Here is a 25471-nt window from a genome sequence, read left to right as displayed (position 1 = left end):
GGGCGCATGAGCCGCTGGGAGCAGCGAGAGCTACTTCGCCGAGCCGGAACCGGAACCCGAGTCCGAACCCGAGTCGGAGCCGCCGTTGCCGTTCCCACCGCCGCCGAACTTGTTCCAGACCTTGCCCGCGGCGCCCGAAACCGCCTCGCCGACGTCGCTGAACGCCTTGACCAGCGGGTCGTTCGACTCGCTCCACGAGTCGCGGTAGGACTTCGCCGCGGCCTTGAGGTCGTCGGTCCAGTTGGACGCAGGGGTGTCCTCGTCGCGGCGCAGGTAGTCCCCGGCCAGGATCGCGCGGTACTCCTCGGACGCGGCCCACTTCTGCAACTGCGCCGCGCGTACGACGGCGAACGGGTGCGACAGGGTTTCGACGTTGCGGAGCTTGAGGAAGCTGTCGCGGATGTCCTCGACGGACTCGTATTCCGAGGCCTGCTGGAGGAACGACGGGATGTCGATCTTGGCGGGGTCGATCCCGCCGGCGACCAGGATCTGCGCGCGCAGCGCCGCGGTCGGGTCCTGCCCGCACAGCAGCCCGGCGCGGTCGCAGGACAGTTCGGCCTTGCGGAACCACTCGTGCAACGCGGCGATGACCGCCCGCAGGCCGAGCGCGCTCACCGGCGTCCACGACATCGACAGCTGCATCTGGATGAGCCGCACCAGGATCGTCCGGTACACCGTGTGCCCGGACAGCACGTGCCCCATCTCGTGGCCGATCGCGAACCGCAGCGAATCCGGGTTCATCAGCTCGACCAGCCCGGTGGTCAGCACGATGAACGGCTCGTCCATGCCGATCGCCATCGCGTTCGCCTGCGCGTCGCGCTGGATGAACACGTTCGGCACCGTTTCCAGGTCGAGCGTCTCGGCGCATTCGTGGCGAAGCCGGTCGATCTCCGGGTACTGCTTCGTACCGACGCGGATCGCCGAGGCCAGCGCCATCAGCCGGTCGCCACGCTCGGAGTAGAAGCCCGCGACGGCCTTGACCACCTGCGCGAATCCGGGCACCGCGCGCAACGCGGCCAGCGCGCCGCGATCCACCGGGTGCTCGTAGGCACGGGGGCTGATCCCCGGGAAGCGGACGGCGTTGTGCCGCGAAACCTCGATGTCGTCAGTCATGCTGTGGAGTCCCCTCGAAGGTGTGAGGACACCAGACTAGGCGAAAACGGTCAGCCGAGTCGGCGACCCAGGTCGTCGCGACCGTTCCAGGCGGTGAGCAGCGCGTAAACCAGCGCCGTGGCCAGCGGCGCCGCCAGCACCACCCAGCCCGACTCCAGTTTCGGCGCCTGCTCGACCACCGAGCCGAGCGCGGGCGCGGCCGTGACCTCGAAGCGCGCGTTGCCGAAGGCGACGCCCATCTGCGTGCCGAGCCACGCCGCCAGCGCCGAGCCGCCGACCGCGGCGACGAGCACGACCGGGCCGCGCCGTTCCCGCAGCAGCCACGCCACCACGCCGATGAGCAGGCCGAGACCCAGCGCGAGAAAACCGTAGATGGCCAGATCGTCGAAGCGGTGCCAGCTCTCCAGCTCCAGCGGCGCGAGCCTGCCGTCGGAGGTGACGACCCGCAGCCGTTCCGGCGGCGCGATCCGCGACCACAGCCAGCCGAGCGGGATCCCGAGCAGCCCTGCCGTGGAGAGCACGCTCACCGCGGGCAGCAGATCGGCCTTGACCACGACCTTCGGCCGTTCCCGTCGCGGGCGCCACAGCACCGGCACCGACCACGCGTCCGCGACGGCCGACGATCGGTGCGCGGCACCGCCGGAAGACTCACCCACCGCGGACTCCCTCCTGCACTGCTGTCGACCGAGCGTAACCGGTCGGCGCCCGGAGTCACCTACTGGCCGCCCCGCCACGCCGCGTGTCCCGCCACGCGGGCACTCCGGGAGTCACAAAGTCCACAATGGACACTGAGATCACTTCTGGGCCGAGGCCCGGCCGGCGAACGTCTCCGGGTCGAATTCGCCACCGAACCACGGCGACAGCCCGGCGCGGGCCCGCGCCACGAACTCCTCGTGGCTCACCGAGCCCAGCCCGGCGGGCAGGACGCCCAGCAGCGGGGCGCCCGCCGCGGTCGGCAGGTCCTGGAGGTTGGACAGCGCCGCGAGGTCGGGATCGGCGGGCCACGCGCCGACGACGACCCCGGCGACGTTGATCCCGCGCCGGGTGGCGACCTCGGCGGTCAGCGCGGTCGCGTTGAGCGTGCCCAGCCCCGCCTCGGCGACGATGATCACCAGCGCGCCCAGCGACCAGGCGACGTCGGCGAGCCCGCCGCCCTGCGGGTCGAAACGCACCAGCAGGCCGCCCGCGCCCTCGATCAGGGTCAGGTCGTGCCCGGCGTCGAGTTCCCCCGCCGCGCGCGCGACCTCGGCGGGTTCGACCGCCGGGATGCCGCTGCGCCGCGCGGCCGCCTCCGGGGAGAGCGGGTCCGGGTAGCGTCGCAGTTCGCGGGTGGTGATGGGGCCGCCTGCCAGGCGGACGACGTCGTCGAGGTCACCGGGCTCCCCGGGTAGCACCCCGGTCTGGGCGGGTTTCAGCACGGCTGTCCGCCGGCCGTCCGCGACGGCCAGCGCCGCGATCGCGGCCGTGGTGATCGTCTTGCCGACGCCGGTCCCGGTTCCCGTTACCACCAGCATGCTCACGTGCTGACAACTTAGTGACTCCCGCGCGTCCGCGCCCCCTCGGGTGTGAGGGGGCTCTCCCCGCCGGGCGGAGAGAGCCCCCTCGCCGGTTATCCGGCGGCGGTCCGCCCGTTGCGGTGCGCTTCGGCGGGCGCGGGCACACCCGCGGGCACGAAGTCCCCGGTGCGGCCGTCCCACAGCGACACCTGCGCCGCGCCGACGTCGAAGTACATGCCGGTCAGCGTCAGCTCACCGCGCGACTCCGCCTCGGCCACCAGCGGGTAGTGCCGCAGGTGCTCCAGCTGTTGCAGGATGTTGTGCAGCGCCAGCCGGTCGGGCTCCCGCACCGGCCGGACGCCGCCGACGGTCACCGTCTCCGAGCGCCGCGCGCTCGGCTCGGCGTGCCGCAGCCAGTCCGACAGCCCCGGCTTCCCGGCGGGCGCGCCGTTGGCCAGCGCGCCCATCGCGCCGCAGCTCGAATGCCCGCACACCACGATCTCGTGCACGCCGAGCACGCCGACCGCGAACTCCACGGCCGCGTTCATCGAGGAGTCGGCCTGGCCCGCCGGGACCAGGTTGCCGATGTTGCGCACGGTGAACAGGTCGCCTGGCCCGCTCGTGGTGATCAGGTTCGGCACGATCCGCGCGTCCCCGCAGGTGATGAACAGCGTGTGCGGCTGCTGGCCGTTCGCCAGGCCGGACAGCGTGTCCTTCAGCAGCGGCGCGGTCCTGCGGTGGAACTCGCTGGCCCCGCGCAGGGTCGGGCCGCCGCGCTGGCTGGGCAGCCGGATGTCCGCGGCCTGCCATTCCGACCACGGTGCGAGCCAGCGGGGCACCGCGCGGACGGCCGCGATGCGGCTCAGGGTCGGGCTGCCCTGCTTGCCCTTGGCGAACCACGGGTGGCCGACCTCGTCGACGGTCACCGAGCCGCCCGCGCGTTCGTGCGCCTGCTGCCAGTTCGACAGCGACTCGAACGCGGCGTGGTCGAGGTAGTCCACGACCAGTTCCAGCTTCACGGTGGCGCCCTCGGGCACCTGGGCGAGCACCTTCGTCAGCCGCGGCACGGACAGGAACGTCAGCACGCCCTCGACCATGACGCGCCACTCGGCGGGATCGCCGCCGACCCGTTCGACGTGGATGCCCGACCACATGGTGCGGCGCAGCATCAGGAACAGCGACAGCGCGATCCCGGCGAGCACGCCCTTGAGCAGGTCGAGTGTCACCACGCCGAGCAGGGTCACGAGGTAGACGTAGAGATCGCCGTGCGTGTGCACCTGGCGGACGTGCCCCGGATTCACCAGCTTCGCGCCGACGTACACCAGCAGCCCGGCGAGCGCGGCCAGCGGGATGCTCTGGATAAGCCCGCCCAGCGCGACCACGAACACCAGCACCCAGACGCCGTGCAGGATCGCCGACGCGCGTGTCTTCGCCCCCGCGCCGACGTTGGTGGAGCTGCGCACGATGACGCCGGTGACCGGCAGCCCGCCCAGCGCGCCGGACACCATGTTGGCGGCGCCCTGGCCGATCAGCTCGCGGTCGAGGTTGGCACGGGGACCGGTGTGCAGCTTGTCCACCGCGACCGCGGACAGCAGGCTCTCGACGCTCGCGATCACCGCGATGGTGACCACCGCGAGGGCGAAGCCGCCCCAACCGCCCGACGGCAGCTGCGGGACGAGCTGGACGTTCAGCACGTCACCGGGCAGTTCGACCCTCGGCAACGTCATCCCGGCCAGCACCGAAACCGCCGTCGCGACGGCGATGGCGGCCAGCGGTCCCGGCACGCGCCGCACCGCCCGCGGCAGGCGCGGCCAGATGATCAGCAGCGCCAGGGTGAGCAGGCCGATCAGGGTCGCCGAGTCGTGGTGGGCGACGATCTGGCCCGGCAGCTCGGCGATGTTCTTGATCGCCGAACTCTGCGCGGTGCCGCCGAGGATGACGTGGAGCTGGCCGAGCACGATCGTCACGCCGATCCCGGCGAGCATCCCGTGCACGATGGCGGGCGAGATGGCCAGCGCGGCGCGGGCGACGCGGCTCAGCCCGAGCAGTACCTGGAGCGCGCCGGCGGCGACGGTGATCGCGCAGGTGACCGCCCAGCCGAAGGTGGCGATGGTCTGCGCGAGAACGACGGTCAGCCCGGCCGCGGGGCCGCTGACCTGCAGGGCCGAACCGCCGAGCGCGCCGGCGACGATGCCGCCGACCACGGCGGCGATGAGCCCGGCCACCACCGGGGCGCCGGAGGCCAGCGCGATCCCGAGCGAGAGCGGGACGGCGACGAGGAAGACCACGAGGGATGCGGGCACGTCGTGTTTGAGCACGGCAAGGGGTCGCATGGTCACAAGCCAACCCCGAAAGTGGTGAAATGTCCGCTATGTCCGGACCATTCGAGTGTAAAACTTGCGTTACCAGCACGACGTGTAGCTACGGAGAGTGATTCACTGGCGCCGGGAACGCCTCCTGCCTCCCTTCTACGACCCCGGGAAGGCGAGTAGGCGGAAGACGGAAACGGTGGCCCGGTGTCATGGGCGCCACGGAAGATTTCGGTCATGGGGACAGGAAACCGAAAAACTCCCGAAATGTCCGCTATGTAAAGATTTTTCAGGTTTGATCCCAGTAGTCGGGAGGGCGGGTTCTCGCACGTCAAGACCACTACCGTGCAACCAGATTAGCCCATTTGGGCGAAAGTGACCATCGAGTGACACTGGTCACACACGTTCCGTCGCTGCGCGGACGCGGCGCCTACCTTCGGGTGAAATTCCGCAGCTCAGGCTGCGGCGGCCGCCGCGAGCATGGCCGAAGTGACCACCGCTAGGTCGGCATCGGTGCTGACGTAGGGCGGCATGGTGTAGATCAGGTCGCGGAACGGGCGCAGCCAGGCGCCGTGCGCGGTCACCACCTCCGTCGCCACGGCCATGTCCACCGGGTGATCGAGCTGGAGCACGCCGATCGCCCCGAGGACTCGGACGTCCCGCACCGCGGGCAGGTCCGCCGCGGGGGCGAGCCCGGCGCGCAGCGCCGCCTCGATCCGCTTGACGTCGTGCTCCCACCCGCCGTCGGCCAGCAGGCCGAGGGAGGCGTTCGCGACCGCGCAGGCGAGCGGGTTGCCCATGAACGTCGGGCCGTGCGCGAGCACCGGCAGCTCACCCATGCTGATGCCGTCGGCGATCTCCGCGGTGCACAACGTCGCGGCCATGCTGAGGTAGCCGCCGGTGAGCGCCTTGCCGACGCACAGCACGTCCGGTGTCACACCCGCGTGCTGCGCCGCGAACATCCGGCCGGTGCGGCCGAACCCGGTGGCGATCTCGTCGAAGACCAGCAGGACGTCGTGCTCCTCGGTCAGCTCCCGCAGCACGCGCAGGTACTCCGGGTGGTGGAAACGCATCCCGCCCGCGCCCTGTACGACGGGTTCGACGATCACCGCGGCCAGTTCGTCCGCGTGCCGCGCGATCGCCGCGGCCAGGGTGTCCACATAGGACGGATCGGGTGGCGCCCCGAACCCGGACGGCGGCGCGGGCACGAACACCTGCTCGGGCAGCACGCCCCGCCACAGCGCGTGCATCCCGCCCTCCGGGTCGCACACGCTCATCGGCGTGAACGTGTCCCCGTGGTAGCCACCGCGCCAGGTCAGCAGCCGCCGTTTGTCCCCCCGGCCGCGCGAGCGCTGGTACTGCAGGCACATCTTCACCGCGACCTCGACCGACACCGAACCGGAGTCGCACAGGAACACGTGCTCGAGACTGTCGGGCGTCAGGTCCACGAGCGTCGTGGCGAGCGTGATCGCCGGTTCGTGGGTCAGGCCGCCGAACATCACGTGGCTCATCCGCGCCGACTGCTCCGCGAGCGCCGCGTCGAGCACCGGGTGCCGGTAGCCGTGCACGGCCGCCCACCACGAGGACATGCCGTCGACGAGCTCGCGTCCGTCGGCCAGCTCCAGCCGCACCCCGCGCGCGCCGGTGACCAGCAGCGGGGGAACCCGGCCCGGCATCGGCGCGTAGGGGTGCCAGACGTGCGCGGCGTCGAGGGCGAGCAGGGCGGCGGCGTCCATCCGCCGACCCTACGACACCCCCGCGGCGCGTCCTCAGGCGAGCGAAACCGGCAGCGACTCGAGGCCATGCACGAGGCTGCTGTCGCGCCAGCGCAGCGACCCGGGCTCCCCGGCGAGCCGCAGCGCCGGGAACCGCGCGAGCAGCGCGCCGATGGCGATCTCGGCCTCCAGCCTCGCCAGCGGCGCGCCCACGCAGTAGTGGATCCCGTGCCCGAACGCGAGGTGCCCGCCCTCTGCGCGGGTGACCTCCAGCCGGTCCGGATCGTCGAACCGCGCGGCGTCGCGGTTCGCGCCCAGCAGCGAGAGCAGGACGAACTCGTCCGCGGGCACGGTGACCTCGCCGATCTCCACCGGCGCGGTGGTGAACCGCATCGTCGCCAGGATGATCGGGCCGTCGTAGCGGAGGAACTCCTCGACCGCGCCCGGCAGCAACGCCGGGTCCGACCGCAGCAGCGCCAGCTGGTCCGGCGCCCGCAGGAGCGCGAGCACCCCGTTCGCGATCAGGTTCACCGTCGTCTCGTACCCGGCCACCAGCAGCAGGAAGGCCATCGAGACCAGCTCGGCGTCGGACAGCCGGTCCCCCTCCTCACTGGCGTGGACCAGATCGGACAGCAGGTCCTCGGCCGGTTCGGCGCGTTTGTACGCGATCAGCTCGACGAGGTATCCGTGCATCTGCCCGGCGGCGGCCATCGAAGCCTCCGGCCCCGCGTTGGACAGCAGCGTGCTCGACCAGCCGGTGAAATCGGCCTGGCGATCGAGCGGGACACCGAGCAGCTCGCAGATGACCGTGATCGGCAGCGGAGCGGCGAACTCGGGCAGCAGGTCGGCGCTCGGCTTCCCGGCCATCGCGTCCAGCAGACCGGCGGTGATCTCCTCGATCCTCGGCCGCAGCCGGGACACCGTGCGGCTGGTGAACGCCTTGTTCACCAGCCTGCGCAGCCGGGTGTGCTTCGGCGGGTCGCTGTTGAGCATGTGCCCGACCAGCTCCATGGCCGGCGCGTCCAGCTCCTCCTCGCCCCGCCGCGCCTGGAACAGCTCGTGCGTGCGGGTGGAGTCCTTGGCCAGCCGGGAATCGGCCAGCAGCGCACGGACGTCGGCGTACCCGCCGACCAGCCAGCACGGCCCGCCGTCCGGCAGCCGGACGCGCCGCACCGGGCCGCCCTCCCGCAACGCCGCCAGCACGGCGTGCGTGTCCTGCACGAACTCCTCGCCGAATTCCGTGATGTCCCCAGCCGCCGTCATCGCCACTCCCCCGGGCTCACCGCGCGGGACGCCTCAGCGTTCGGCCAGCGCCGCCACCACGCGTTCGGTCACGTCCTTCCAGTATGCCCGCTGTCCGGCCCGTTCTTCCGGGCCAGACAACCATTCCTGGTGGAAACGGAGCGTGGCCTTCTGCCCGGTGCCGCTGACCGTCACCTGCATGGTCGAATCGTGGTCCCAGTCCTTGGGGCGCCAGGTCAACCGGATCCGCTCGCCCTCGTGGAAGCTCCGGATCTCCCCTGTCGTACCGCTCGCCGTCTCGTACGCCACGCCGCGCTCACGAGGCAGCTCCGCGCCGGGCCCCAGCCAGATCTCCACCCCCTCCCTGCTGACCAGGAACGCCCACACCCGCTCCGGCGGATACGGCAACGTCCGGGAAACGCCTATCTGCCAACCACTTTCGGCAGTCTTTCCCACTTCCTCGCTCACCGGTCCATCATGGCAGCAGGCACCGACGAAAACCGTCCCCGGTCCGGGTGCAGGATCTTCCCCGTGCGCTACCGCCCGATTTCCCCGGCCGCGCTGACGGCCGAGCTGACCGACCGCATCGAGGCCGTCACCGGCCGCTCCCGGATCGCGGTCGCCGTCGACGGCGCCGAAGGCGCGACGGACACCACAGCACTCGCGAACGCGCTGGTCGACCCGCTGCGCCTGCGCGGACGGCCGACCGTGCGGATTTCCGCGCGGGACTTCCTGCGCCCGGCGTCACTGCGGTTCGAGCACGGCAGGCAGGACCCCGACGCCCGCTACACCGACTGGCTCGATGTGAACGCCCTGCGCCGCGAGGTCCTCGACCCGCTCGCCGACGGCGGCCGCGGTGAAGTGCTCCCCGCGCTGTGGGACGCCGGACGCGACCGCGCCACCCGCCGGGCCAGGGTGCCGGTGCCCGAGGGCGGGGTCGTGCTCGTCGACGGCGAACTGCTGCTCGGCACCGGCCTCGCCTTCGACCTCGTGGTGCACCTGTGGTGCTCGCCCGCCGCCCTGCGCCGCCGTGTCCCGGCCGGGGACGCCTGGGCGCTGCCCGCCTACGCCCGCTACGAGGAGGAGGTCGATCCGGCGGCGCTGGCGGACGTCGTGGTGCGCGTCGACGACCCGCGTCACCCGGCGGTGTACGAGGGCTCGTGACCACCGCGGTCCTGCGGGCCGCGACGGGACGGACCCGTATGCGAGCGTGCGTCAGAGACGAGCGAGGAAGGCGAGGATTCGCTGCCAGGTCTCCGCCGCCGCGACGGCGTCGCCCGGCAGGCTCTCCTGGGTGTCCGGGTCGGTGTAGAGGTGCGAGACGCCGGGATAGCGCCACGTCTCGACCTCCGGCCTGCCCGCCCACGCGCCGTACCGGTCCGCCTCGACCCACTCGTCGGGATCGGCCGCGTGCAGGGCGGCGGGCACCCCCGGCACGTACTCGGGCACGTGGTGCAGCAGGACGAGCGCGCTCGCGTCACCACGCGTCCTCGCGAGGTCCGCGCCGATGCTCGCGCCCATCGACAACCCGGCGTAGACGAGCCCGCCCGGCAGCCCGGCGACGGCCGCCCGAGCACGCCCGAACAGCTCCGGATAGCCGATCCCCCGGTTGATCGCCATGCCGTCGGTGACGTTGTCCGCGCTCTTCCCCGCGTACAGATCGGGGACGTGCACGACGTGCCCGGCCGCGCGGAGCCGCTCGGCGTCCGCCACCACCGCCGGGCGCAGGCCCAGCGCGGAGTGGAGGAAGACGATCTCGGCCATCAGCGCACCGCCGCCACGGGGTCGCCGTCGAGCAGGCCCGACAGCCGCTCCGCCATGGTGTCCCAGCGCCAGTTCTCCGCGACCCATTCCCGGCCGGCGGCGCCCATCCGCCGCGCCCGCACCGGATCGGCCAGCAGCGACGCCAGCGTCTCGCACAGCTGCGCGCCGTCGCGGCCGTCGACGACGTGACCGGTGACCTCGTCGAGCACCGCCTCCGGGGCGCCCCCGGAACTGCCCGCGACCACGGGCAGCCCCGTCGCGGACGCCTCCAGGTAGACGATCCCGAGCCCTTCGACGTCCAGGCCCTTGCCGCGGGTGCGCGCGGGCATCGCGAAGACGTCCCCGGCGTTGTAGTGCGCGGGCAGTTCCGCCCACGGCACCGAACCGGTGAGCACCACGCTGTCCCCGACGCCGAGCGCGTCGGCCATCGCGGTGAGGCGCCCCCGGTACGGGCCACCGCCGACGAGCAGCAGCGCCGCGTCCGGCACCCGCCTTCGCAGCTCCGGCAGGACGCCGACCAGCATGTCCTGCCCCTTGCGCGGCACCAGCCGGGACACGCAGACGACCGTCGGCCGGTCGCCGAGGCCGTACCGGGCGCGGATCTCCGCGCGCCCGGCCGGGTCCGGTCGGTACACCGTGGTGTCCACCCCGGACGGCAGCAGTTCGAGGCCGGCGCGCGGGCCGAACGCGGCGGCGAACCGGCGGCGGGTGTACTTGCTGACGTAGGTGACGACGTCGACGGTGTCCCCGATACGCCGCAGCGCCTGCCGCGAGCCCGGCAGCATCGACCAGCCGACCTCGTGCCCGTGGGTGGAGGCCAGCACGCGCCGCGCGCCTGCCCGCCGCAGCGAGTGCCCCAGCAGCGCGAGCGGGGCGGCGGCACCGAACCAGACCGCCTCGCAGTCGCGGGCCCGCATGATCTGCTTGGCCCGCCGCAGCACGTCGGGCGTGGGCAGCATCAGCGACGTCGGGTGCCGGACCACCTCGAACGGCGCCTCGGCGTCGAACTCGGTGTGCGAGCCCGAGCCCGACTCCCACGACGGCGCGTAGACGACCAGGTCGTCCGCGGGCAGCCGGGTGGCCAGTGAGTTGAGGTAGTTCTGGATCCCGCCAGGGCGCGGCGGAAAGTCGTTGGTCACGAGCAGGGTCCTCAGCACACCGTGCAGGTTACTGATCCCCGTCCACGAAAGCGGGGCGGCACCGCGTGTGCGGTACCGCCCCGTTCACGGGTTCGTCGCCCGGCTCAGCTGCTGGGGCGCGTGGCGCCCGCGTACTGGCTCTGCAGCGGCGAGATCTTGACGACGTCGCCGGTGTCCGGCGCGTGCACCATCTTGCCGTCGCCGATGTACATGCCGATGTGCGTGATCGGCGAGTAGAAGCCGACCAGGTCACCCGGCTGCAGCTGGTCCCGCGACACCCGGGTGCCGCCGGAGGCGATCTGCGCGTCGGCCGTGCGCGGCAGGGAGATACCCGCCTGCTTGTAGGCCCACTGCATCAGGCCGGAGCAGTCGAACGTGCCCGGGCCGGTGGCCCCGTAGACGTACGGGCTGCCCAGCTTGCTCAGCGCCGCGTTCACCGCGGCCTGCGCCGCGGCGCCGGGTGCCTTGACGTCGGGCCTGCTGCCGCCCCGGTCCTGCTGCGCGGCCTTGTCGGACGCGCTGAGCTGGTTGCTCTGCGTCTTCAGCTCCGCGACCTGCGAGTCGAGGGACTTCTTCTTCGCCTCGATGTCGCTGGCGAGCTTCGCCGCGGCGTCGCGGGCGTCCTGGGCGCGCTTCTGCGCGTCGGCCGCCTTCGCGGTCGACTCGGCGGCCTGCTTGACGGCACCGCTGAGGTTGCCGAGCGCGACGTTCTTGTCCGCGGAAATCACGTCCAGCGCCGAGGAGCGCTCGAGGAACTCCTGGGTGGTGCCACCGGCCAGCAGCGAGGACAGCTTGTTCAGCTGCACACCGCTGGTGAAGGAGGCACCGGCGAACTTGTCGACCTCGGTACGGAACTTCTTCTCGTTCTCGGCGGCCTTGGCACCGGCGTCCTTCGCGGCGTCGGTGTCGGTGGTGGCCTTGTCGAGCTCACCCTGCTTGGCCTTGAGATCGTCCTGGGCCTTGAGCAGCTCCTGGTTCATCTTCTCGGCCTGCGAGGAGAGCTCGCGGTACTTGGCCAGAGCGTCCGAGGAGTTGCCGGGCGGGGTCTGGGGGGCGGGGGACGGGGCGGCGGAGGCCGCGGGCTGGGCAAGGGTGACGACGGTGATCACCGCTACCGCGGCCATGGCACCTGACACCACCCGCTTGACTGGATGCGACTGCACGGTCGCGCGGGTCTCCTTTGCGCTCGGCCGCCGACCGGCCCGGGACGGACACACCCACCGGAGAGGTCGGGGGCCCGCTCCGGCACTTCGTCCCGGCCGCGCACCTGGCCGTGCTCTTCCGCAACAGGTGTGGCACGCGGGTGGTTCCGGTCTCAGCTCCCCGACAAAGCTGTTCCGGCGGCGATCCCGTGTCGCCGCCCTTTCGGCGGCTGCTGGCCACGAGATCTCGGACAGGTTACGAAACGACCGGGGGCCCGTCCACCAAGCCCCCGTCAAAAACTCTGCGTGATGCCGGGAAACACCATCGGACCAGCGCGGGAGAAATACTGTGACAGCCGCCACACGCTGGGGCTTCATCCGGTGTCGTTTCGACTACCGACCGTTTACCGAGCGGATCGACCTTTCACCGCGTAGCCACGGATCGGGCGAGTCAGGCGGATTGTCGCCCTCCCTCGGGTACGAGCCGGAGTTTCGGCACCATTCCCGCCTCGGCGAGCGCGTCGACCGCGCGACGTTCGTCGGCGTCCCACACCACCGAGGGCGGTGCGCCGAGCAGCACACTCACCACACAGTCCGCGCAGGCGTCGCCGCGGACCGCGCACCGGTCACAGTCCACGATCAGGGTGTCGATCTCGGCCAGGTCCACATCGACCGGGCGGGGACGGATGTCGTCCATGTCGGGCTCCTCACAGTTCCGTGCCGTCGGAAAACACGGTAGAAGCCACCACCGACAGTTTTCGCGCGTTCACCCCTCGGAGGCCCGCGGGAAACCGCGCGACGCGTGCCTAGACCCGGCTCAACCGGCTGACCAGCACCGCCGAGGGCGCCGGATGCGCCCCGCCGCCGCGGACCGAGTCCGCGACCGCCCGGTCCGAGGTCGCCACCACCATCGGCCGCCCGGCCGGTTCGGCCGCGACCAGCGACCTGATGACGTCGTCGGCGAGCACACCGCGCTCGGAGAACAACACCCGGACACCGCGGGGCACCGCGGCCGGGACGGAGAGTACCCCCGCGCCGTCGAAGACGACGGTCACCTCGGCGCCGGTCCGCGCGGCCAGCGCCGAGAGCTGGTGGATCAGCCGGTCCCGCTGGTCGGCGAGCGCCAGCTCCGGGTAGCCGGTCTTGGTCACGTTGTAGCCGTCGACGATAAGGTGCACGTTCGGCAGCGCCAGGTACCGGTCCAGCGCCGCGACGTCCTGGATCCGGCCGCCCTGCCCGAGCCCGGAGCGCGCACCGCGGACCATGTCCGCCGGACGTGCCCCGCGGGCGCCCAGCGCCAGCTCACGGCGCAGCCCGGTGACCGCGCCGTCGATCGTGTCGATGAGCAGGCCGAGCCGCACCTCGTCGGCCTCACGGGCCTCCCTGGCCGACTGCCGCGCGACCTCGGCGTCGGCGACCGCGCGCTCCGCGCGGGCCCGCTCGTTCGCCACCCGCTGCCGCTCCCGCTCCAGTTGCGCGTTCAGCGCGGCGATCTCGTCCGCGCGCGCGGACGAGCCGTGCTCCGCCTCGGCGCGCGCGGCCTCGGCCGCGTCCTTGGCCTGCCGTACCTGGACGCCCTGCTCGCGCAGCCGCTTCAGCAGCTTCTCGACCTCGGCTTCCCGCTCCCCACGGGCGTTCTCGGCGACTTCCCGTGCCTGCTCCAGCTCCGCCCGCACCTGCGCCAGCTCGGCCTCCAGCCGCTGGTTGCGGGCCAGCGCGGCGTCCCGTTCGGCCCGCAGCGCCGTCTCCTCGGCGTTCTTGGCCACCAGCCGGACCCGGCCCGCCGCGCTGGCCTCGCCGAGCAGCACCGCGGCGGCGGCCGCGGCGACCGATTCGGGGGCGTTCGGGTCGAGCACGTCCGTGCGGTGTTCCCGCAGCCATTCGATGACCGCGGTGCGGAACTGCGAGGACTCGCCCAACGCGGTGAGCAGCGCCGTCCCGCCGAGCTTCGCGCGCTTGGCCGGGGCGAACTTCGCGACCGGCCGCAGCTGCCTCGGCACGTCCGCGACCGGGAGCTTCGCCACCGCGGCGGCCGCCAGTTCGGCGATCCGGTCCCGGACCGGCTCCGGCAGCGCCTGCCACGTCGCCGGTTCGGGCCGAGAGGGCTCCTCGGCCGTTTCGTCGTCCGGGCGCGGAACGACACCCGAGGGGCCGGTGGCGTCCTCGGGCAGTTCCGGGTCGGCCGGCTGCGGGTGCATTGGTCCAGGGTAGGCCCCGTACGCCGAATCCGCGTCGCGTGGGACGCCTTGCACGCGCCGGGAATGTCGGTGGGCGGTCCTACAGTGCGGGGATCATGGACCCGCGTGGACGCACCGGCCAGGCTCAGCTGGCCTTCGACGAGCTCGGCACCCCCCTGCGGGACACCACCTTCGTCGTGTTCGACCTGGAAACCACCGGCACGAAACCCGGGCCGCACGGGATCACCGAGATCGGTGCGGTCAAGGTCCGCGGCGGGCAGGTGCTCGGCGAGTTCGCGACGCTGGTCGACCCCGGCGCGCCGATCCCGCCGCAGATCGTTTCGCTGACCGGCATCACCCAGGCGATGCTGTACGACGCGCCGCGGATCGACCGGGTGCTGCCCGCCTTCCTCGAGTTCATCGGCGGCAGCGTCCTGGTGGCGCACAACTCGGGCTTCGACGTCTCGTTCATGCGCGCGGCCTGCGAAGGGCACGGCTACGCCTGGCCGAAACCGACGGTCGTGTGCACGGTCCGGCTGGCCCGGCGGGTGATCCCGCGCGAGGAGGCGCGCAGCTACCGCCTCTCCTCGCTGGCCATGCTGCTCGGTTCCCGCACCCGGCCGACCCACCGCGCGCTCGACGACGCCCGCGCCACCGTCGACGTCCTGCACGCGCTGCTGGAACGGGTCGGCAACCTCGGCGTGCACACGGTGGAGGAACTCGTCGACTACCTGCCCGAGGTCACCGGCGCCCAGCGCCGGAAACGGCACCTCGCGCACGACCTGCCGTCCCGGCCGGGGGTGTACCTGTTCCGCGGGCCGGGCGACGAGGTCCTCTACGTCGGCACGGCCAAGGATCTCCGCCGCCGCGTCCGGCAGTACTTCACCGGCTCGGAAAGCCGCGGCCGGATCCGGGAGATGGTCGCGCTCGCCGAACGGGTGGACTCCGTCGAGTGCGCCCACTCGCTCGAAGCGGAGATCCGCGAGCTGCGGCTCATCGCCGCGCACCGGCCGATGTACAACCGCCGGTCGAAGAACCCGCACCACGCCTGGTGGATCGGGCTCACCGAGGAGGCCTTTCCCCGGCTGTCGGTGATCCGGGCGCCCCGCCCCGGCGTGCTCGGCCCGTTCCGCAGCCAGGCCGACGCCCGCACCGCCGCCGACACCCTCGCCGGCGCGTCCGGGCTGCGGACCTGCACCCAGCGCATCTCGCCGACCAGCGCCTCGGGAACGCCGTGCGTACTCGCCGAGCTGGGCCGATGTGGCGCGCCGTGCGCCGGACGGCAGAGCGTCGAGGACTACTCCCCCGCCGTCGACGCCGTCACCGAACTCATCGCCGGGCGCGACGCCGGGCCGCTGCGCGGCGCCGCCGCCTATCTCGCCCGGCTCGCCGAAGGGCAGCACTTCGAGCAGGCCGCCCGGCACCGCGACGACCTCGCCGCCCTCGTCCGCGCCGTCGGCAGGGCCCATCGGCAGGCCGCGCTCGCCTCGATCACCGAACTCGTCGCGGCCTCGCCGGACGGCGCGGGCGGCTGGGAGTTCGCGATCATCCGGTACGGCAGGCTCGCCTCGGCCGGTGTGGCCCGGCGCGGCGTGCCACCGATGCCGATCGTCGAGCACCTGGTGGCCGCCGCCGAGACCGTGCTGCCCGGCCCCGGCCCGCTGCACGGTGCCGCCCCCGAGGAGGTCGGCGTCCTGCTCCGCTGGCTGGCCCGCCCCGGCGTCCGGCTGGTACGGACGAGCAGGCCGTGGGCCGAACCCGCCGCCGTCGCGGGCTGGGCGGGCTGGCTCGACCTGGCGGCGGGCGCGCGATCACTGGAACGGGCCACGAACTGAGCCCGGCGCACCCGGCTAGGATCGCGCGCAGCAGCAACCAGAACTCGGGAGGACACCGGTGATCACCGCCATCGTGCTGATCCACGTCGAAGCGGACGCGATCCCGTCCGCCGCGCAGGCGATCGCGGATCTCGACGGCGTCGGCGAGGTCTACTCGTGCGCCGGGGACGTCGACCTCATCGCCACCGTCCGCGTCGCCGCCCACGAGGATCTCGCCGACCTCATCCCCGGCCGCATCGGCAAGGTGCCCGGCGTCCTCGACACCGTCACGCACATCGCCTTCCGCTCCTACTCCGCCGCCGAAACCGAATCCGCGTTCGAGATCGGCGTCGAAGGCGACTGACCGGCCACCGTCCAGCGCCCCAATGTGGCGTTCGGTGCACTGGACGCACCGAACGCCACATTCGCTGCGTTGAACGCACCCAATGCCACATTGGGGCGTTCGTCCGCGCCATAGCCGATCCGCGAAAACCCATCCAGAACGCCGTTAAGGCCACCTTGTGGGCGTCTGACGCCCGCAAGGTGGCCTTAACGGCAGTTCCGGTGGATCAGTGACCGGAGGTCTTGCCCGACTCCGAGGACTCCAGCTCGGGAGCGCCGTGACCGTTGCCACGGGCCCGGTCCAGCGCCGCGGTCTCCTCGACCGGGTCCGGCGACCAGAGCGAACCGGGGACGGCGTGTCCGGCGGATCCGAGCTTGTTCATCTTCTTCGGCACCGGCGCGCCCTGGTACTCCAGCGGGACCGCGTGGCCGTGGTCGTCCACTCCGCCCAGCGGCTGGTGGATCTCAATGAACTCACCGTGCGGGAGCCGCTTGATGATGCCGGTCTCGACACCGTGCTCCAGCACCTCACGGTCGCCACGTTGCAGGCCGAGGCAGATCCGGTACGTCACGTAGTACGCGATCGGCGGCACGATCAGCACCCCGATCCGGCCCGCCCACGTGGTCGCGTTCAGCGAGATGTCGAACTGGTCGGCGATGATGTCGTTGAAGCCGGACAGCTCGATGACCGCGAAGAACCCGAGCGCCATCGCACCGAGCGCGGTGCGGACCGGTGCGTCCCGCGGCCGCTGCAGCAGGTTGTGGTGCGCGGTGTCCTTCGACAGCTTCCGCTCGATCATCGGGTACGCCAGCAGCAGGCCGATCAGGATCGGCATCCCGACCGCGCCGGCGAAGAACACCGCCGGGATCGTGTACTTCCCGAGGTAGACCTCCCACGCGGGCCAGATCCGCAGCATGCCGTCGGCCCATGCCATGTACCAGTCCGGCTGCGAACCCGCCGACACCTGCGCCGGGTTGTACGGGCCGATGTTCCAGATCGGGTTGATCTGGAAGATGCCCGACATCAGCGCGAGCACACCGGTGACCATCGCGAAGAACGCGCCGCCCTTGAGGGCGAAGTACGGCATGATCCGCACGCCGACGACGTTGGTCTCCTTGCGGCGCACGCCGGGGAACTGCGTGTGCTTCTGGTACCAGACCAGCGCCAGGTGCGCCCCGACCAGCGCGAGCATGATGCCCGGCAGCAGCAGGATGTGGATCGTGTAGAGCCGCGGGATGATCTGGTCGCCGGGGAACTCCCCGCCGAACAGCGCCCAGTGGATCCAGGTGCCGATCACCGGCACCGACAGCACGATGCCCGACAGGGTCGCGCGGATACCGGTACCGGAGAGCAGGTCGTCCGGCAGCGAGTAGCCGAAGAAGCCCTCGAACATGCCCAGGATCAGCAGCAGGCCACCGATGATCCAGTTCGCCTCACGCGGGCGCCGGAACGCGCCGGTGAAGAAGATCCGGAGCATGTGGACCATCATCGAGGCGACGAAGATCAGCGCGGCCCAGTGGTGCAGCTGCCGCACGAACAGCCCGCCCCGGACGTCGAACGAGATGTCCAGCGTCGTGGCGAACGCGCGGGACATCTCCACGCCCTGCAGGTTCTTGAAGCTGCCGTGGTAGACGACCTCCTGCATGGAGGGGTCGAAGAACAGCGTCAGGTAGACACCCGAGAGCAGCAGGATGATGAAGCTGTAGAGCGCGATCTCGCCCAGCAGGAAGGACCAGTGGGTCGGGAACACCTTGTTGAACTGGTGCCGCAGGCCCTTGGCGAGGTGGTAGCGGTCGTCGGCGTTCTTGGCCGCTTCGCCCAGCTTCTTTTCGAGCGGGCTCGTGCCCTTCGTCGGCGTGGTCAGTGAACTCATGACTTGCGCTCCCAAAATGCCGGCCCGACCGGCTCGATGAAGTCACCGCGCGCGTACAGGTAACCCTGATCGTCCACTGTGATGGGCAGTTGGGCAAGCGGCCGGGTCGCCGGACCGAAGATCGGCTTGCCGTAGTGGAGCGCGTCGAACTGGGACTGGTGGCACGGGCAGAGGATCCGGTTGGTCCGCTGCTCGTACAGCGAAGTCGGGCAGCCGACGTGGCTGCAGATCTTCGTGTACGCGTACAGGTCACCGAAGTTGAAGTCCTCCTGACCCTCGCGCTTGACCACGCGGGCGGCGTCGGTCGGGCGCAGGCGGATCAGCATGACCGGGTTGTCCGAGCGCTTGAACGCCTGGGACAGCGCGTGCTCGTCGTGCCGCTCGGACTCGCGGAACGGGAACACCGTCTCCATCGCGCCCGCGTCGAGGTCCTCGGCCTTGACCAGGACGATCTCCTCGGGCTTGCCGGTGTTGCGGCGCAGGTAGACCTTCTCGCCGGGGTGCGCCGGCTGCCAGCCGGTGTGCCACAGCGAGTCCTTGTTGTCCGAGTTCTTCCACGGGTCCTTGATGAAGGACGCCACCGGCAGCGCCGCGGCCGCCAGGCCGAGGGCACCGGCACCCGCGCCGGCGGTCCGCTTGATCAGCGAGCGGCGGGCGATGGTGCTGCGGTTCCCGGCGTCGGCGAGGTGGGCGAGGATCGTGGCCTTGTCGATCTCCTTCGACCCGCCGTCACCCCGCTCCTGGACCGCGGTCTCGGCCGGGACGAACTTCTTCGTGTAGAGCAGCACACCGATGGCCAGCCCGAGGATCGCGAGACCCAGCGTGATGCCGAGCAACGGCGTGTACAGGCTGTAGAGGAACGCGCCGCGCTCGTCGTTCGGCTCCTTGTACTGCCAGGGCCACCAGATGAGCGAGACCACGAACGCGAGCCCGGCCAGCGCGGAGAGCGCGAACCAGAACGCCACCAGGCGCTCGGCGCGCCGCTCGGCGCGGGTCCCCTTGACCGGCCACGGCTCCGGGTAGTCGACGATCTCGACGCCGTCCAGCTTGCCGCCCAGCTTGAGCAGCTGGTCACGGTCCATTTCAGCCAGTTCCGCCTCCGTCGGCGGCTTCGGCCCCTCCTCGGCACTCATGCCTTCGATCCAATCCACAACGTCACGCCGACCAGCGCGGCGATCCCGACGATGAAGGCGATCAGACCCTCGGAAGCGGGGCCGAGCCCGCCGAGGCTGTTACCGCCAGGGTTGTTGTTGCCGTCGGACACGGACTTGACGTAGGCCACGATGTCCTTCTTCTCCTCCGGCGAAAGCTGCCGGTCGGAGAACTTCGGCATGTTCTGCGGCCCCGTGAGCATCGCGTCGTAGATCTGCTCTTCGGTGGCCGGGTCCAGGTTCGGCGCGTACTTGCCCGCCGAGAGGGCGCCGCCGCGACCGGTGAAGTTGTGGCAGGACGCGCAGTTGAGGCGGAACAGCTCGCCACCACGCGCCGGGTCCGAGCCGCGCAGCGCCTCACCGCGTTCCGCGGGGCGCTGCACACCGCCGCCGTGCGCCTGGATGTAGGCGCCGACCGCGTCGATCTCGCTCTCGGACAGCTTCGCCGGCTTCCGCGCGATCTGCGCCTCCTGGCGGACGGCGGGCATGCGGCCGGACGAGGTCTGGAAGTACACCGCGGCGTCGCCGATGCCGATCAGGCTCGGGCCGCGGTCCTTGACACCCTCGAGGTTCGCGCCGTGGCACTCGATGCAGGTGTTGTTGTAGACCTGCTCGCCCTGACGCAGCAGGGCCGGATCGCCCTGCGCGGTCGCGGTCTGCGGCTCCGGGGCGAACACGGCGTACAGCGCGCCCGCCCCCACCAGCGCGACACCGAGTGCGAGCAGGCCGGCGAACCGCCTCCGCAGCTTCGACCGCGCGCGGTACCGGCGCTCCGAGGTTTTCTTGCTGGTGGTCATCTTGCGGCAACCCTTGCTGTCAGTTCAGGCCGATAGTGAACGTGGTGGCGGCGGAGCGGGATCAGGGAATGATGTAGATCACCGCGAAGAGGCCGACCCACACGATGTCGACGAAATGCCAGTAGTAGGACACGACGATCGCCGAGGTGGCCTGCGCCGGCGTGAACTTGCTCAGCTTGGTCCTGATGAGCAGGTACACGAAGGCGATCAGACCGCCGATCACGTGCAGACCGTGGAAACCGGTCGCCAGGTAGAACACCGTGCCGAACGGGCCGGACGGGATCGTCAGCCCCTCGTCGATCAGGTTCAGGTACTCGTTGCCCTGACCACCGACGAAGATGGCGCCCATGATCAACGTGACGATGTACCACCGGCGCAGCCCGTAGACGTCGCCCCGCTCCGCGGCGAACACGCCGAACTGGCAGGTCAACGAGGACAGCACCAGGATCACCGTGAACGGGATCGCGTACGCGACGTTGAGGTGGAAGGGCTCACCGTGCAGCGGCGGCGGCCAGTGGCCGGAGGAGTTCTGCGCCTTGACGGTGAAGAACATCGCGAACAGTCCGGCGAAGAACATCAGCTCGCTGGACAGCCACACGATGGTGCCGACACTGACCATGTTCGGCCGGTTCAGCGAGTGGACCCGCTGACTGATGGTGGGAGCTGCCGTTGTCACGCGTCGCATTATGTCCTCTCGCACCGGCACCCCGCCCTTCGGGTCCACGGCGGGTCGCGTGCGGATCCGATCACATCGCCACCCGCCGAAGGTGAGAGCTACTCATGAGTTTCCTGAAGCAGCTGCGTGACCTGCTGAAGAAGCGGGAAAGTCCCGCTCTGACACCGGACACGCCCGGGCTGAAGATCGTCGTGGAAGCCTTCGATCCGGCCGAGGCGGACTCCTCGGTGCTCGCGCGTTCACCCGGCTGGGTACCCGACGCGCCCGCCGTGCTCCGGCATCACCTCACGCTGCCCCGCGAGCGGGTCGCCGAAGCCGCGGCGATCCTCGCCCAGGACGGCTGGGACCTGCGCGAACCCGCCGAAACGGAAGATTCCGCCGACGCGCTCGCCCGGGTCGAGGCGCAGCGCGTCCAGGTCCTCGACGCGCTGCACTGCGCGCAGGAACGCTCGCGGATGGCGGGACTCGCCCAGCGGCTCGGCGGCGACTCCCTGGGCTGGGACGCCCGGCAACCGGGTGAGTCACCGACCGCGCCCGCGTGATGTCGGTCATGCCGGATACGATCGCGGGGTCCACGGTGACGAGACGAGCTGGAGGCGTGCCACATGCGGATCCTGGTGTTCAGCCACAAGGCGGAGGTACGCGAGGCGATCGTGAACGCGATCGGCCGCCGCCCCGCCGCCGACCTGGACCGGGTGGACTACGTCGAGGCGGCCGGGATCGCGGACGTGCTCAGCGAGATGGACGCCGGTCAGGTCGACCTGGCCATCCTGGACGGTGAGGCGCAGCCGACCGGCGGCATCGGGCTGTGCCGCCAGCTCAAGAGCGAGATCACCGACTGCCCGCCGATCGTGGTCGCCGTGCGGCGCAGGGACGACCGCTGGCTGGCGACCTGGTCGCGCGCGGAGGCCGTGCTCGTGCACCCGCTCGACCCGCTGACCGCGGCGGAGACGGTGGCCGACGTGCTGCGCGCACGCCGGGTGCCCGCCGTCAACGGCTGACCCGCCACCTGAGCGAAGCCTGCGAGCGAATCGTGGATACCATGCGCCGAAAGAGATTAAACACCGCCTCGCGGAGCGAGACGATCGCATGAGCGACACCCCCGTCCCCCGCACCTGGCCGTCCCTGCTCAACCAGCTGATCGCACGTACCGACCTCGCCGAGGCCGACACGGCGTGGGCGATGGACCAGATCATGTCCGGCGCCGCGACCCCGGCCCAGATCGCCGGGTTCGCGATCGCGCTGCGCATCAAGGGCGAGACCCCGGCCGAGGTCTCGGGGCTGGCCGAGGCGATGCTGGCGCACGCGTACCGGGTGCGGATCGACGGCGCGGCGGTGGACATCGTCGGTACCGGCGGCGATCGGTCGAACTCGGTGAACATCTCCACCATGGCGACGCTCGTCACGGCCGCCGCCGGCGCGCCGGTGGTCAAGCACGGCAACCGCAGCGCCTCGTCGAAGTCCGGGGCGGCCGACGTGCTCGAGGCGCTCGGCGTCGCGATCGACCTGCCGCCCGACGGTGTCCGGCGCAGCGTCGCCGAGCTGGGCATCGGGTTCTGCTTCGCGCCGACGTTCCATCCCGCCCTGCGGCACGCGGGCCCGGTGCGCAGCCAGCTCGGCGTGCCCACGATGTTCAACCTGCTCGGCCCGCTGACCAATCCGGCGCAGCCGGGCAGCGCGCTGATCGGCTGCGCCTACCCGGACAAGACCCGGGTGTTCGCCGAGGTCTTCGCCCGGCGCGGCGCCTCGGTGCTGGTCGTGCGGGGTGACGACGGTCTCGACGAGATCACCACCACGACGACCTCGTCGGTGTGGGTCGTCTCGGACGGCGAGGTGACCGAGCGCGTCTTCGACCCGGCCTCGGTCGGCATCGCCCGTGCCACCGCCGAAGACCTGCGCGGCGGGGACGCCGCAGCCAACGCCCAGGTGGTGCGGGACCTCGTCGGCGGCAAGACGGGCCCGGTGCGGGACGCGGTGCTGATCAACGCCGCCGCCGCACTCGCCGCGTTCACCGGCTTCACCGGATCGTTCGAGGACGACCTCACCGCGGCGCTGGACCGGGCCGCCACCGCCGTCGACTCGGGCGCCGCCGCGGCACTGCTGGACCGCTGGATCGCCTTCTCCGCCCAGGCCCGCTCCTGAGCCTGGCCCCAGCGCTCCACTGTGGCGTTCGCTGCGTGGAATCGGGGCGGGACGCGGAGCGTCTCCGATGAGGGCGGCGGTGGGGGCAAGGGCGGAGCACCCAATGTGGCGTTCGCTGCGTCCAACGCATCCAATGTGGCGTTCGGTGCGTCCAGCGCACCCAATGCCACATTGGGGCGCACGAGCAGCGCACGGCCGGAACGCTCGGCGCTCAGCCCCGGAACGCGGCGCGGTAGGCGGTCGGCGTCGTCGCGCGCAACCGGGCGAACTGGTGACGCAGCGCGGCGGCGGACGCGTATCCGCACGCCACCGCGATGTCCTCGACCGACAGGCGTCCCTCTTCCAGCAGGGCCTGTGCGCGGTCGAGCCGCCGCTCGGTCAGCCAGCGATGCGGTGTCGTGCCGGTGGCCGCCGAGAACCGCCGCAGGAACGTCCGCTCCCCCAGTCCGCTGCGCCGGGCCAGCTCCGCGACGCTGAAGGGCCGGTCGAGCCGCCGTTCGACCCATTCCAGCGCCTCCGCCACGACGGAGTCGCCGGGCGCCGCGGTCGCCGGGACGGGTGCCTCGACGAACTGCGCCTGGCCGCCCGTCCGGTGGGGCGCGGCGACCATCCGCCGGGCCAGCGCCGTCGCGGCGGCGACCCCGCGCAGCCGCCGCACCAGGTGCAGGCACAGATCCACCGCGGCCACGGTCCCCGCGCTGGTCAGGACACCCTCGTCGTCCACGTACAGGGCCTGCGGATCGACGTCGGCGGTGGGAAAGCGCTCCCGGAACTCGGCCTCGTACACCCAGTGCACGGTGCAGCGCCGCCCGTCGAGCAGGCCCGCGTAGCCCAGGGTGAACACCCCGGCGCAGAACCCGGCCACCCACGCCCCGCGCGCGGCCGCGTCCCGCAGCACGTCGAGCACCGGTTCCGGCGGCGGCGCCGTCCGGGGCGCGCAGGTAGGCACGACGAGCAGGTCCGCGCTCGCCGCGAAGTCCAAAGAGGACAACCCGGTGAGCCCGAAACCGGACCAGCTCATGACTTTCGCGCCTTCGGGGGCGCAGACAGCGAAGTCCCAACCGTCCATTCCGGACGCGCTGCGGTCGGTGCCGAACACCTCACAGGCGACCCCGAGCTCGAACGGCGACACCTGGTCGGCGAGCACGACCGCGACACGGTTCACATCCACCCGGCCAGCATGTCACAAGTTTTGCGCCCGATGTCATTTCTGACACTGGTCGCTCGACGCTCACCCGGCGAAGGTGGACGGCATGACGAACCTCTCCCCCGAAAAACGGCCCCTGCTGCAGTGGTCGGCGGCCATGGCCCTGTCCGGCACCATCGGCGCGGTCGTGCTGGAAAGCGGCGCGGCGGCACCGGCCGTGGCGTTCGCGCGCTGCCTCGTCGGCGGCGTCCTGCTGCTCCTGTGGTGCGCCGCGCGCGGCTGGCTGCACACCTGGCGGCCCACTCGCCGCGACCTGCTGCTCGCGGTACTGGGCGGCGTCTTCCTGGTCGGGAACTGGGTGCTGTTGTTCGCCTCGTACGCGCTGTCGTCGATCTCCGTCAGCACGGTCGTCTACCACACCCAGCCACTGATCCTGGTCGGTCTCGCCGCGGCTTTCCTCGGCGAGAAGGTGACGAAGAACCACCTGGTCCGCGCGGGCATCGCGTTCGCGGGTGTCGCGGTGATCTCGTTGTCCGCGCACGGCGAGGACGGGAAACCCGTGCGGCTGGCGGGAATCGGCCTCGCGCTTGGCGCGGCCGTGCTCTACGCGGGGGCGTCGTTCGTGGCCAAACAGCTCACCCACGTCCGGCCGCATCTGCTGGCGGCGGTCCAGTGCGCGGTCGGCGCCGTCCTGCTCGCGCCCGCGTTGCTGCTGACGCCGCTGCCTTCGACGGCTTCCGGGCTGCTGTGGCTGGTCCTGCTGGGCACCGTGCACACGGCGCTGATGTACGTGCTGATCTACGCGAGCATCGGGAAGCTGCCGACGACCACGGTCGCCCTGCTGTCCTATGTGTACCCGGTGGTCGCGGTGCTCGTGGACGTTCTCGCCTACGGCCACCGGCCCGGCTGGCCGGAGGTGGCGGGCATGCTCGCGGTCCTGGCGGCGGCGCTCGCTCCGCGCCGTGCCGCCAGGACCGGGGTGAAACTCAGTGGTGACTCGGGCCCGTGTGGTACTCGAACACCAGCCCGCCGATCGTGATCAGCAGGGCCACGATCGCGATGATCAGGAGCCACACGTGGAAGAACGCGAGCGCGAGACCGCCGAGCGCGGCCGAGGCGGCCAGGCCGACCGGCCAGTAGCTGCCCGGGCTGAAGAAGCCCAGCTCACCGGCGCCGTCACTGATCTCCGCGTCCTCGCGGTCCTCCGGCCGCGCCTCGATCCGCCGGGAGACGAACCGCAGGTAGCTCCCGGCGAGCAGGGCGAGCCCGCCGGTGAGGATCAGGGCGACCACACCGATCGGCTCGGTACCGTAGCCGCTCATGTAGTGGGTCATGAACCCGTAGACGGCGGCGACGACGAAGGCAAAGCCCGCGACGATGTCGAAGATCCGCGCCTCGACCTTCATGGAGGTTTCCTTTCGAAGCTTCGAA

25 protein-coding genes are annotated in these 25471 nt (G+C 71.6%); 7 read left to right on the top strand and 18 right to left on the bottom strand.

All coding sequences use genetic code 11. The features are described 5' to 3' along the window. Positions 1–30: 30 nt before the first annotated feature. The 7 genes from ABD987_RS33520 to ABD987_RS33490 form a co-directional block, all read right to left on the bottom strand. Positions 31–1113 (bottom strand): M48 family metallopeptidase, encoded by a 1083-nt coding sequence (locus ABD987_RS33520; RefSeq protein WP_345403417.1) that lies wholly within the window; start codon positions 1111–1113, stop codon positions 31–33. A 50-nt stretch (positions 1114–1163) separates the two neighbouring features. Beyond that, positions 1164–1769, bottom strand: coding sequence for a DUF2567 domain-containing protein (locus ABD987_RS33515; RefSeq protein ID WP_345403414.1), 606 nt, complete (start codon positions 1767–1769; stop codon positions 1164–1166). Positions 1770–1907: 138 nt separating this feature from the next. Further along, positions 1908–2627: a dethiobiotin synthase gene (bioD, locus tag ABD987_RS33510; protein WP_345403997.1), complete on the bottom strand. Its 720-nt coding sequence runs from the start codon at positions 2625–2627 to the stop codon at positions 1908–1910. Between the two features lie 95 nt (positions 2628–2722). Next, on the bottom strand, positions 2723–4942 hold the full coding sequence (locus tag ABD987_RS33505; RefSeq protein WP_345403411.1) for a SulP family inorganic anion transporter: 2220 nt from the start codon (positions 4940–4942) through the stop codon (positions 2723–2725). 431 nt (positions 4943–5373) lie between these two features. After that, a complete protein-coding gene (locus tag ABD987_RS33500) occupies positions 5374–6654 on the bottom strand; it encodes an adenosylmethionine--8-amino-7-oxononanoate transaminase (RefSeq protein ID WP_345403408.1) in 1281 nt (426 codons plus the stop codon). Positions 6655–6687: 33 nt separating this feature from the next. After that, the gene (locus ABD987_RS33495) at positions 6688–7896 is read right to left on the bottom strand and encodes a cytochrome P450 family protein (protein WP_345403405.1); all 1209 of its coding nucleotides are present in this window, start codon (positions 7894–7896) and stop codon (positions 6688–6690) included. Between the two features lie 33 nt (positions 7897–7929). Then, entirely contained in the window at positions 7930–8283 is a 354-nt protein-coding gene (locus ABD987_RS33490) for an SRPBCC family protein (RefSeq protein WP_345403994.1), read from the bottom strand. Between the two features lie 123 nt (positions 8284–8406). Between ABD987_RS33490 and ABD987_RS33485 the strand changes: the two genes are divergently transcribed. Further along, entirely contained in the window at positions 8407–9039 is a 633-nt protein-coding gene (locus ABD987_RS33485) for a nucleoside/nucleotide kinase family protein (RefSeq protein ID WP_345403402.1), read from the top strand. 51 nt (positions 9040–9090) lie between these two features. Here the strand turns inward: ABD987_RS33485 and ABD987_RS33480 are convergent, their stop codons facing one another. The 5 genes from ABD987_RS33480 to ABD987_RS33460 form a co-directional block, all read right to left on the bottom strand. Continuing rightward, positions 9091–9639, bottom strand: coding sequence for a dienelactone hydrolase family protein (locus ABD987_RS33480; protein WP_345403399.1), 549 nt, complete (start codon positions 9637–9639; stop codon positions 9091–9093). Continuing rightward, complete coding sequence (locus tag ABD987_RS33475) at positions 9639–10796, bottom strand: glycosyltransferase family 4 protein (RefSeq protein ID WP_345403396.1); 1158 nt, start codon at positions 10794–10796, stop codon at positions 9639–9641. The genes ABD987_RS33480 and ABD987_RS33475 overlap by 1 nt, the downstream gene beginning before the upstream one ends. Positions 10797–10882: 86 nt before the next feature. Beyond that, complete coding sequence (locus ABD987_RS33470; RefSeq protein WP_345403393.1) at positions 10883–11941, bottom strand: C40 family peptidase; 1059 nt, start codon at positions 11939–11941, stop codon at positions 10883–10885. 430 nt (positions 11942–12371) lie between these two features. Continuing rightward, entirely contained in the window at positions 12372–12617 is a 246-nt protein-coding gene (locus ABD987_RS33465) for a hypothetical protein (RefSeq protein WP_345403390.1), read from the bottom strand. Between the two features lie 109 nt (positions 12618–12726). Further along, positions 12727–14118 carry an NYN domain-containing protein gene (locus ABD987_RS33460; RefSeq protein ID WP_345403387.1) on the bottom strand — a complete coding sequence of 464 codons (1392 nt, stop codon included), beginning with the start codon at positions 14116–14118 and terminating at the stop codon, positions 12727–12729. 95 nt (positions 14119–14213) lie between these two features. Between ABD987_RS33460 and ABD987_RS33455 the strand changes: the two genes are divergently transcribed. Both ABD987_RS33455 and ABD987_RS33450 read left to right on the top strand, forming a co-directional pair. Then, positions 14214–15932 carry a DEDD exonuclease domain-containing protein gene (locus ABD987_RS33455; RefSeq protein WP_345403384.1) on the top strand — a complete coding sequence of 573 codons (1719 nt, stop codon included), beginning with the start codon at positions 14214–14216 and terminating at the stop codon, positions 15930–15932. A gap of 58 nt (positions 15933–15990) precedes the next feature. Beyond that, positions 15991–16275 (top strand): Lrp/AsnC family transcriptional regulator, encoded by a 285-nt coding sequence (locus tag ABD987_RS33450; protein ID WP_345403381.1) that lies wholly within the window; start codon positions 15991–15993, stop codon positions 16273–16275. A 205-nt stretch (positions 16276–16480) separates the two neighbouring features. On the opposite strand, the gene qcrB is transcribed toward ABD987_RS33450, so the two are convergent. From qcrB to ctaE, 4 genes are all read right to left on the bottom strand, one after another. Continuing rightward, positions 16481–18127 (bottom strand): cytochrome bc1 complex cytochrome b subunit, encoded by a 1647-nt coding sequence (gene qcrB / locus ABD987_RS33445; RefSeq protein ID WP_345403378.1) that lies wholly within the window; start codon positions 18125–18127, stop codon positions 16481–16483. Continuing rightward, positions 18124–19260 (bottom strand): cytochrome bc1 complex Rieske iron-sulfur subunit, encoded by a 1137-nt coding sequence (gene qcrA, locus ABD987_RS33440; RefSeq protein WP_345403375.1) that lies wholly within the window; start codon positions 19258–19260, stop codon positions 18124–18126. Before qcrA ends, qcrB begins: the two co-directional genes overlap by 4 nt. Further along, on the bottom strand, positions 19257–20075 hold the full coding sequence (gene qcrC / locus ABD987_RS33435) for a cytochrome bc1 complex diheme cytochrome c subunit (protein ID WP_345403372.1): 819 nt from the start codon (positions 20073–20075) through the stop codon (positions 19257–19259). The genes qcrA and qcrC overlap by 4 nt, the downstream gene beginning before the upstream one ends. Positions 20076–20136: 61 nt before the next feature. Further along, positions 20137–20760: an aa3-type cytochrome oxidase subunit III gene (ctaE, locus tag ABD987_RS33430; protein WP_345403369.1), complete on the bottom strand. Its 624-nt coding sequence runs from the start codon at positions 20758–20760 to the stop codon at positions 20137–20139. Between the two features lie 95 nt (positions 20761–20855). Between ctaE and ABD987_RS33425 the strand changes: the two genes are divergently transcribed. The 3 genes from ABD987_RS33425 to trpD all read left to right on the top strand — a co-directional run bounded on the left by ABD987_RS33425 (position 20856) and on the right by trpD (position 22893). Beyond that, a complete protein-coding gene (locus ABD987_RS33425) occupies positions 20856–21293 on the top strand; it encodes a ribonuclease E inhibitor RraB (RefSeq protein WP_345403367.1) in 438 nt (145 codons plus the stop codon). 63 nt (positions 21294–21356) lie between these two features. Next, positions 21357–21752, top strand: a complete 396-nt coding sequence (locus ABD987_RS33420) for a response regulator (RefSeq protein WP_345403364.1) — start codon at positions 21357–21359, stop codon at positions 21750–21752. A gap of 88 nt (positions 21753–21840) precedes the next feature. After that, positions 21841–22893, top strand: coding sequence for an anthranilate phosphoribosyltransferase (gene trpD, locus ABD987_RS33415; protein ID WP_345403361.1), 1053 nt, complete (start codon positions 21841–21843; stop codon positions 22891–22893). A 211-nt stretch (positions 22894–23104) separates the two neighbouring features. Here trpD and ABD987_RS33410 read toward each other — a convergent pair whose 3' ends face one another. Further along, positions 23105–24064 carry a GlxA family transcriptional regulator gene (locus ABD987_RS33410; RefSeq protein ID WP_345403358.1) on the bottom strand — a complete coding sequence of 320 codons (960 nt, stop codon included), beginning with the start codon at positions 24062–24064 and terminating at the stop codon, positions 23105–23107. A gap of 82 nt (positions 24065–24146) precedes the next feature. On the opposite strand from ABD987_RS33410, the gene ABD987_RS33405 reads away from it, so the two are divergent. Then, complete coding sequence (locus tag ABD987_RS33405) at positions 24147–25079, top strand: DMT family transporter (protein WP_345403355.1); 933 nt, start codon at positions 24147–24149, stop codon at positions 25077–25079. On the opposite strand, the gene ABD987_RS33400 is transcribed toward ABD987_RS33405, so the two are convergent. After that, positions 25027–25446 (bottom strand): cytochrome c oxidase subunit 4, encoded by a 420-nt coding sequence (locus ABD987_RS33400; protein ID WP_345403352.1) that lies wholly within the window; start codon positions 25444–25446, stop codon positions 25027–25029. The two genes, ABD987_RS33405 and ABD987_RS33400, sit on opposite strands and share 53 nt — an antisense overlap. Between the last annotated feature and the right edge of the window lie 25 nt (positions 25447–25471).

The organism is Amycolatopsis samaneae, assembly GCF_039541975.1.
In the GTDB taxonomy this organism is placed as follows: Bacteria; Actinomycetota; Actinomycetes; order Mycobacteriales; family Pseudonocardiaceae; genus Amycolatopsis; species Amycolatopsis samaneae.
Note: the sequence above shows the minus strand (reverse complement) of the source record. Positions and strands in the feature narration are given on the sequence as shown.